Raw genomic sequence first — 480 nt, 5'->3', positions numbered from 1 at the left:
TCCCTACGTAACCTGCAAGCGCTTGCCTCGTCATCATGTTCCAGTAACCGTCGAGCTCGGCCTGACGCGCCGCGTGGAAGGCGGGGGTGAACCACACTTTGAGCACGCCATCGGCAATCGCCTGGATGCCCTTGCTTTCGACGGTCGCGATGCGTGTGTTCCAGCTGTCTGTCGTGCCGATCTTGTGTGCCGTATCGCAAAGGATCAGGCCTTCGACGATTTCAGGCCGCCTGGCATAGAGCCCCTGCGCGATCATGCCGCCGACCGACAGGCCGCACAGCACGACCTTGCTCAAGCCGAAATGATCGATGAGCGCCGAGAGGTCATCGACGTGATCGTCGATCGACCTGATGTCGCCGATGTCGGACAGTCCGTGGCCGCGCTTGTCATACACCAGCAGCGGCATTTCACCATCGAACGTCGAGACAATTTCGTCCCAGATCCGGAAGTCGGTGCCGAGCGAATTGATGAATATGATTG

Annotated in this window: 1 protein-coding gene; it reads right to left on the bottom strand. The window is 59.4% G+C overall.

From position 1 onward, the window contains the following. The coding region (locus EN994_RS34800; RefSeq protein ID WP_127308315.1) for an alpha/beta fold hydrolase at positions 1–480 on the bottom strand (480 nt) is incomplete at both ends.

Origin of the sequence: Mesorhizobium sp. M7A.F.Ca.CA.002.09.1.1 (assembly GCF_003998555.1) — a bacterium.
Taxonomy (GTDB): domain Bacteria; phylum Pseudomonadota; class Alphaproteobacteria; order Rhizobiales; family Rhizobiaceae; genus Mesorhizobium; species Mesorhizobium ciceri.
The sequence above is the reverse complement of the archived record's forward strand: the minus strand, read 5'-3'. Positions and strand labels throughout refer to the sequence as shown.